Consider the following 7,197-nt stretch of genomic DNA (forward strand, 5'->3'; position numbering starts at 1 on the left):
CCCCCCCCCCCCCCCACGGCTCCAGGACCGGGTTGTACGGGCTGGTGCGCTGCACGCCGAGGCGGGCGAGCCTGGCCCGGACGCGGTTGGACGAGCCGCCGCCGGTGCGCGGGGCGGAGCTTTGGGCCGGCTTGGGGGCGGAGGCGGGAGAGGCGCCGTCGGTCGGCTCGGGGGCGGCCTTGGGCTGTGGGGTCACCGCTGCGTCCTTGGCGGACTCGGCGGCCTTGACGCTGTCGGCGTTCTTGGCCGGCTCGGCGTTCTTGGCCGGCTCGGCGGCCTGCGCTGCCCCGGTGGTGCCGGGGGCCTCGGTCGTCCCGATCGCCTTGGGGGGCTCCGCGCCCTGGGTGGTGCCGGCGGGAGCGCCGCTCTTCGCGGGCGTGACCGTGCCCGCCGCGGCCCGGTCGGCCTGTTTGGGGCCGGGCTGCGCGGCTTCGGGGTCCCCCGGACGGGCGCTGGGGGAGAGTGGCTGGGCCTCGTCTGGCAAGAGCGCTCCTCGTGGGGATCCGGGTCCCCCGGTCAGGCCCGGAAATCCCATGGTAACGATCCCTGGCTTCGCCTTCGCCCGGGGCCGGGGGCGGCGGGGACGTATGAGGCGGGCCAAGGGATTGCCCCCGGGCCCGCCTCATACGTACATCAGTGCAGGTCAGACAGTGATCAGAGTCTCCAGCGGTGCCCCCTTGAGGGCCCCTTCCAGCCGGGCTCGGCCGTTCAGGAAGCCGAGCTCCATGAGCACGGCAACGCCTGCCACCTGGGCCCCGGCCCGCCGGACGAGCTCCAGCGCCGCCTCGGCGGTGCCGCCGGTGGCGAGCACGTCATCAATGATCATGACGCGGTCATCGGCGGCCAGGTCCTCGGCGTGGATCTCCATCTCGGCGGTGCCGTACTCCAGCTCGTACGCCTGCGAGAGCGTCGCCCCGGGCAGCTTCCCCGCTTTGCGCACAGGGATGAAGCCCAGGCCGGCGCGGATCGCGACCGGCGCGGCCAGGATGAAGCCGCGCGCCTCCAGGCCGACGACCTTGGTGGCGCCGTGCCGTACGCACAGCTCCGCGAGGGCGTCGGTGAGGGCCGTGAACGCCTCCGGGTCCGCGAGCAGGGGGGTGATGTCCTTGAACATCACTCCCGGCTTCGGATAGTCCGGAACGTCCCGGATGCGGCTGAGCAGGAGCTCCTGGGTGCTGGTCATCGCCGCTTGCCCGAGGGCTTGCCTCGGCCACGGGGGCCGCGGTCGGCGGGGCGCTGACCGACGACCGCACCGGCGGGCGCGGCCTCGCCCTCGACCCGGTCCTGCGGCTCGTCCGAGCCGTCGGACCGGTCCGAACCCTCGGCCGACTCGCCCTTGGCCGCCGCGGCGGCCCGCTTGGCGAGCACACGCTTCTTCAGCGCCTTCATCTGCGGGTCGCGTTCCTTGAGGTCGGCGACGAGCGGAGTAGCGATGAAGATCGACGAGTACGCACCGGCGGCGAGGCCGACGAACAGCGAGAGCGAGATGTCGTTGAGCATGCCCGCACCGAGCACACCGCCGCCGATGAACAGCAGGCCCGCCACCGGGAGCAGCGCCACGATGGTGGTGTTGATGGAACGCACCAGCGTGCCGTTGAGGCTGCGGTTGGCGATCTCGCTGTAGGTCCAGCGGGTCTGCTTGGTGATGTCCTTGGACCCCTCCTTGAGTCCGTCGAAGACGACGACGGTGTCGTAGAGGGAGTAACCAAGGATCGTCAACAGGCCGATCACCGTGCCCGGTGTGACTTCGAAGCCCACCAGCGCGTAGACACCGACGGTGATGGTGAGGTCGTGGATCAGGGCGATGAGGGCGGCGACGGCCATCCGCCACTCGAAGGCGATGGCCAGATAGATCACCACCAGCACCATGAAGATCGCAAGGCCGGTCCAGGCCTTGTTGGCGATCTGCTCACCCCAACTGGGGCCGACCAGCTCGGCGTTGATCTTGTCGGCCGGGACGTCCAGGTCCTTGGCGAGCGCGTCCTGGACCGGGGTGGCGGTGGCGGTGTCCAGACCACTGATCTGGATCCGCATGCCGCCGTTGCCCAGTTCCTGGACGATCACGTCGTGTCCGGACGCCTTCTCGGCGTCCTCCTGGACCTTCGCGACGGAGAGGCTCGTCTTGGGCGTGGTGAAGACGGCACCGCCCTCGAACTCGATGCCCATCGTCAGACCGCGCACCGCCAGACCGACGATGGCCGTGATGGTGATCAGAATCGAAAGGCCGTACCAGATCATCCGCTTGCCGACGAAGTCGTAACCGACCTCACCGCGGTAGAGCCGGGCGCCGAGGCTGCCGAGTCGCGACATCTCAGGCCTCCTTCGGGTCGGTGGGGGCGGAGGAGACGCGGCGGGTACGACGGAGCGGGGGCTGGACGCCGAGCCGCTTCGGGTCCAGGCCGGACCACGTGTGACCCCGGCCGAAGAACTTCGTGCGGGCCAGCAGCGTCATCAGCGGCTTGGTGAAGAGGAACACCACGACCACGTCGAGCAGGGTGGTCAGGCCGAGCGTGAACGCGAAGCCCTGCACCTTGCCTACGGTCACCGCGAACAGCACGGCCGCCGCCAGGAACGACACGAAGTCCGAGACCAGGATGGTGCGTCGGGCACGCGGCCAGGCGCGCTCGACGGCCGGCTTGAGGGTGCGGCCCTCGCGGATCTCGTCACGGATGCGCTCGAAGTACACGATGAAGGAGTCCGCGGTGATACCGATCGCAACGATCGCACCACACACCGCGGGCAGGTTCAGCGCGAAGCCGATGCCCGGTCCGAGCAACGTCATGAGCGAGTAGGTGAGGACCGCCGAGACGAAGAGGCTGACGATCGCGACGAAAGCCAGTCCCCGGTAGTACGCGAGCAGATAGATGATGACCAGGACCAGCCCGATCGCACCGGCGATCAGTCCGGCTTCCAGCTGGTCACCGCCGAGCGCCGCGGTGACCGTGGTGACGGTCTCCTCGTGGAAGGTGAGCGGCAGCGCGCCGTACGACAGGATGTTCGCCAGCTCCTGGGCGGACTCCTGGGTGAAGCTGCCGGAGATCTCGGCGTTGGCACTCAAGGTCTGATTGACCGAGGGGGCCGAGACGACCTCGCCGTCGAGGACGATGGCGAACTGGTTCTGCGGGGGCTGCTGCGTCGACAGCTTGCCGGTGATCGCCTGGAACTTCTTGGACCCGCCACCGGTGAACTCCATGTTCACCTTCCACTGGCCACCCCGCTGGGTGTCCAGCTCGGCACTGGCGTCGTCGACGTCCTTGCCGTTGACCGCGGCCGGACCCAGGATGTACTTCTCCCACTGGTCCTGGCTGTTCTTGCCACAGGCGATCGTCGGGTCCTCGGGCTTGACGCCCTTACCGGCCTTGGTCCGCGCGACGTCGTCGGCGCAGTTCAGGGCGGTGAACTTCTTCCCCAGCTCGGCGGTCGCGGGGTCCGCGGCAGGCGTGCCGGACGGCTCGGGGGTCTTGGACCCGCTGGCCTTGGGGGTCGGCGTCTCATCCTTCTTGAGCGCGTCGGTGACGGCGCGGCCCTGGGTCGTGGACGACGGGGTCGCGGTCGGCGTGGACTCGCCGTCCGTGACCTTGTCCTTGTCCGCGGCCTTGTCGCCGGCCGTGGCGCCCGGGGACGGACTGCCCGAGGGCTTGGGCGCGGGGACACCGGCATCGAGCGCCAGCACGGGCCGGAAGTAGAGCTGAGCGGTGGTACCGACCTGCTCCCGGGCCTGTCGCTCGTTGGTCCCCTTGGGGATATTGACAACAATGTTGTCGGTGCCCTGGGTCTGGACCTCGGCCTCGGAAACACCCAGGCCATTGACGCGGCTGTCGATGATACTGACGGCGGTGTCCATGTTGGTCTTGTTGACCGCGTTGGGCTTCCCGGGCTCGCTCTGGGCCTTGAGCGTGATGCTCGTACCGCCGGCGAGGTCGATGCCCAGGCGCGGCGTGGTCTCGCCGGACCAGAACATTCCGCCGACAAGCGCGACCATGAGGACCAGAATCAGGCCCAGGGCGCGCCCTGGCCTCCCCGGAGCCCCCGCGGGCCTACGGCCCTTCTTCGGTGCTGCCACCTTTTCGTTTCTCCCTGTCCAACCGCCCCGCGCTGGGTGAGCGCTCGGACGGCCACGAAGTGTGTGAGGCACTGCCCCGCGGAAGTCGACACGATCCGGGGACCGGGGTACGCCGGTGGGCGCTCCACGGTCCCCCTACGTGACTACTTCTTCGCGTCGTCCTCGCCGTCGGCCTTCTTGTCCTTCGGCTCGTCGACAGCCGGCTCGTCGGTGACCGCGACCGCTTCGGCGTCGTCCGTCTCGGGCTTCTTGCTGAGGTCGATGTGCGCGACATCGTCGTCCGAGGAGTCGGTCAGCGAGGAGGCGTCGTCCGGCACGACCGGGCTGTCGGCCTCGATCGCGGGGTCGCCGTGGACGATGCGGTTGTACTCCTCGTCGGGGAGGACCGCTCCGACCGAGTTCTTCGCGTAGAGGGCGTGCACGCCGGGCGCGACCTCAAGGAGGATCGTGTCGTCGTGCACCTCCTTGACGGTGGCGTACATGCCACCGATCGTCCGGATGCCGGTGCCGGGCTGCATCTCGTTGCGCATCTGCGCAGCCGCCTGCTGCTTCTTCTTGGCGGACCGGGTCATCAGGAACATGGCCCCGATGAGCACGATGAAGGGGAGGAGGGTCACGATACTCACGGGACGGAACTTCCTTCGCACGACCGCACAGATGGGCGGCCTGATATACGGGGGTGGGCGTGCCGACCTGGAAGGGCGGCATCGGCGGAGTCTAAGCGAGTCCGCATCAATGCAACAACGCCCAGCATGGCACCGTGGTTCCTGCCCCGGCCACCCTCCGCGCCGTCACGCCCTGAAGAGGCCCGGTTGTCCGCTTCCGCCCTGCCCCTGCTGCGGCGGCACGAGTCCCAGGTGCGCCCAGGCGGCGGGAGTCGCCACCCGCCCGCGCGGGGTGCGGGCCAGCAGTCCCTCCCGTACGAGGAAGGGCTCCGCAACCTCTTCGACCGTCTCGCGCTCCTCCCCCACCGCCACCGCCAGCGTGGAGAGACCCACCGGACCGCCGCCGAAGAGCTTGAGCAGGGCGACGAGGACCGCGCGGTCCAGGCGGTCGAGGCCACGGGCATCGACCTCGTAGACCTTCAGGGCGGCCCTGGCGATGTCCCGGACGATGAAGCCGTCTGCCTTGACCTGGGCGTAGTCCCGGACGCGGCGCAGCAGGCGGTTGGCGATACGAGGGGTGCCGCGGGAGCGTCCGGCGATCTCGGCGGCGCCCTCGCCGTCGATCTCCACGTCGAGGAGGCGGGCGGAGCGGTGGACGACGCGCTCCAGCTCGGACGGCTCGTAGAACTCCATGTGCGCGGTGAAGCCGAAGCGGTCGCGCAGCGGGGGCGGCAGCAGGCCGGCCCTGGTGGTGGCGCCGACGAGGGTGAACGGCGGCAGTTCGAGCGGGATGGCGGTGGCGCCAGGGCCCTTGCCGACGATGACGTCGACCCGGTAGTCCTCCATGGCCATATAGAGCATTTCTTCCGCCGGGCGGGACATCCGGTGGATCTCATCGAGGAAGAAGACCTCTCCCTCCTGGAGGGAGGAGAGGATCGCGGCGAGGTCACCCGCGTGCTGGATGGCGGGGCCGGAGCTGATACGGATCGGCGCGTTCATCTCCGCCGCGATGATCATCGAGAGTGTGGTCTTGCCGAGTCCCGGGGCGCCGGAGAGCAGCACATGGTCCGCGGTGGCGCCGCGCGCCCTGGCCGCCCGCAGGACGAGGTCGAGCTGCTCACGGACCTTTTCCTGGCCCACGAACTCGTCGAGGTCCTTGGGGCGCAGCGCGGCCTCGACGGCCTGCTCCTCGCCGTCGGTGCCGGAGTCGACCAGGCGCTGGTCGGTTTCGGGGCCGGTCTCGTCCCAGTTCATGAGTGTGGATCTCTCGGTCAGCGGGCGCGGTTGAGGGTCTGGAGTGCGGCGCGCAGCAGCTGCGGTACGGGAGGCTGGACGCCATCGGCGAGCGCGGCCTCGGCCTGCGGCGCGACCGCGGCCAAGGCCTCTTCGGCCTCGCGTGCCGCATAGCCGAGGCCGACCAGGGCGGCCTGCAGCTGCTCGCCCCACGGGGCGGGGCCGGTCGCGATGCGCTGGGCGCCGAGGTGCCCGCCGGTGCCCAGCGGCGAGCCGAGGCGGTCCTTGAGCTCAAGGAGGAGCTTCTGCGCACCCTTCTTGCCGATGCCCGGCACGGCGGTGAGCGCCCTCTCGTCGCCGGTCGACACGGCGAGGCGCAGGGCGTCCGGCGAGTGCACGGCGAGCATGGCCTGGGCCAGGCGTGGACCGACGCCGCTGGCGGTCTGCAGCAGCTCGAAGACCTGTCGCTCATCGTCGTCGGCGAAGCCGTAGAGGGTGAGGGAGTCCTCCCTCACGACCAGGGAGGTCGCGAGTCTCGCCGACTGGCCCATGCGCAGGGTGGACAGAGTGTTGGGCGCGCACTGGACGGCCATACCGATGCCGCCGACCTCGATGACGGCGGTGTTCGGGGAGAGTGCGGCCACCGGGCCGCTGACAAACGCGATCATCGCGTGGCCTTCCGTACGGGGATGCGGGGCGCGCGGGCTGCGGTGTGCGCCTGCTGGAGTCGGTTGAGCGCGGGGGCGCGCCAGATGTGGCAGATGGCGAGCGCGAGGGCGTCGGCGGCGTCGGCCGGCTTGGGCGGGGATTCCAGCCGCAGCAGCCGGGTCACCATCGCGCCGACCTGGGCCTTGTCGGCCCGGCCGCTGCCGGTGACCGCCGCCTTCACCTCGCTCGGCGTGTGCAGGGCGACGGGCAGGCCGCGGCGGGCGGCGCAGAGCATCGCGACGGCGCTGGCCTGGGCGGTGCCCATGACCGTACTCACGTTGTGCTGGCTGAACACCCGCTCCACGGCGACGAATTGTGGCTGGTATTCGTCGAGCCACTGCTCGATTCCGCACTCGATGGCCACCAGCCGGTCCCCCAGCTCCGTGTCCGCCGCCGTACGCACGACGCCGACCCCGAGCATCTTCAGGGGACGGCCGGCGACTCCTTCGACCACGCCGACACCGCACCGGGTCAACCCCGGGTCCACGCCCAGCACACGCACGCCGTCCCCTCCCCTCGATCACCTGTTTGTGCAGGCTATCGGCTACCAGTGACAAAGCGGCGGGGGGGGGGGGGGGGGGGGGGGGG

The 7,197-nt window shown here is 70.4% G+C and carries 7 protein-coding genes and 1 pseudogene; all 8 read right to left on the reverse strand.

Translation table 11 applies throughout. The features are described 5' to 3' along the window. A pseudogene (locus QMK30_RS38915) lies at nucleotides 1–319 on the reverse strand (GTP pyrophosphokinase); the annotation flags it as partial. Between the two features lie 324 nt (nucleotides 320–643). Further along, nucleotides 644–1,183, reverse strand: a complete 540-nt coding sequence (locus QMK30_RS25490; protein WP_283520655.1) for an adenine phosphoribosyltransferase — start codon at nucleotides 1,181–1,183, stop codon at nucleotides 644–646. Then, nucleotides 1,180–2,310, reverse strand: a complete 1,131-nt coding sequence (gene secF, locus QMK30_RS25495; RefSeq protein WP_283520656.1) for a protein translocase subunit SecF — start codon at nucleotides 2,308–2,310, stop codon at nucleotides 1,180–1,182. Before secF ends, QMK30_RS25490 begins: the two co-directional genes overlap by 4 nt. A gap of 1 nt (nucleotide 2,311) precedes the next feature. Beyond that, complete coding sequence (gene secD / locus QMK30_RS25500) at nucleotides 2,312–4,063, reverse strand: protein translocase subunit SecD (protein ID WP_283520657.1); 1,752 nt, start codon at nucleotides 4,061–4,063, stop codon at nucleotides 2,312–2,314. Nucleotides 4,064–4,206: 143 nt separating this feature from the next. After that, the gene (yajC, locus tag QMK30_RS25505; protein WP_283520658.1) at nucleotides 4,207–4,689 is read right to left on the reverse strand and encodes a preprotein translocase subunit YajC; all 483 of its coding nucleotides are present in this window, start codon (nucleotides 4,687–4,689) and stop codon (nucleotides 4,207–4,209) included. 165 nt (nucleotides 4,690–4,854) lie between these two features. Further along, nucleotides 4,855–5,922: a Holliday junction branch migration DNA helicase RuvB gene (ruvB, locus tag QMK30_RS25510; RefSeq protein WP_283520659.1), complete on the reverse strand. Its 1,068-nt coding sequence runs from the start codon at nucleotides 5,920–5,922 to the stop codon at nucleotides 4,855–4,857. Nucleotides 5,923–5,939: 17 nt separating this feature from the next. Next, complete coding sequence (ruvA, locus tag QMK30_RS25515) at nucleotides 5,940–6,569, reverse strand: Holliday junction branch migration protein RuvA (RefSeq protein WP_283520660.1); 630 nt, start codon at nucleotides 6,567–6,569, stop codon at nucleotides 5,940–5,942. After that, complete coding sequence (ruvC, locus tag QMK30_RS25520; protein ID WP_283520661.1) at nucleotides 6,566–7,111, reverse strand: crossover junction endodeoxyribonuclease RuvC; 546 nt, start codon at nucleotides 7,109–7,111, stop codon at nucleotides 6,566–6,568. Before ruvC ends, ruvA begins: the two co-directional genes overlap by 4 nt. Nucleotides 7,112–7,197 lie beyond the last annotated feature (86 nt).

It is taken from the genome of Streptomyces sp. H27-C3, from assembly GCF_030063415.1.
Classification (GTDB): Bacteria; Actinomycetota; Actinomycetes; order Streptomycetales; family Streptomycetaceae; genus Streptomyces.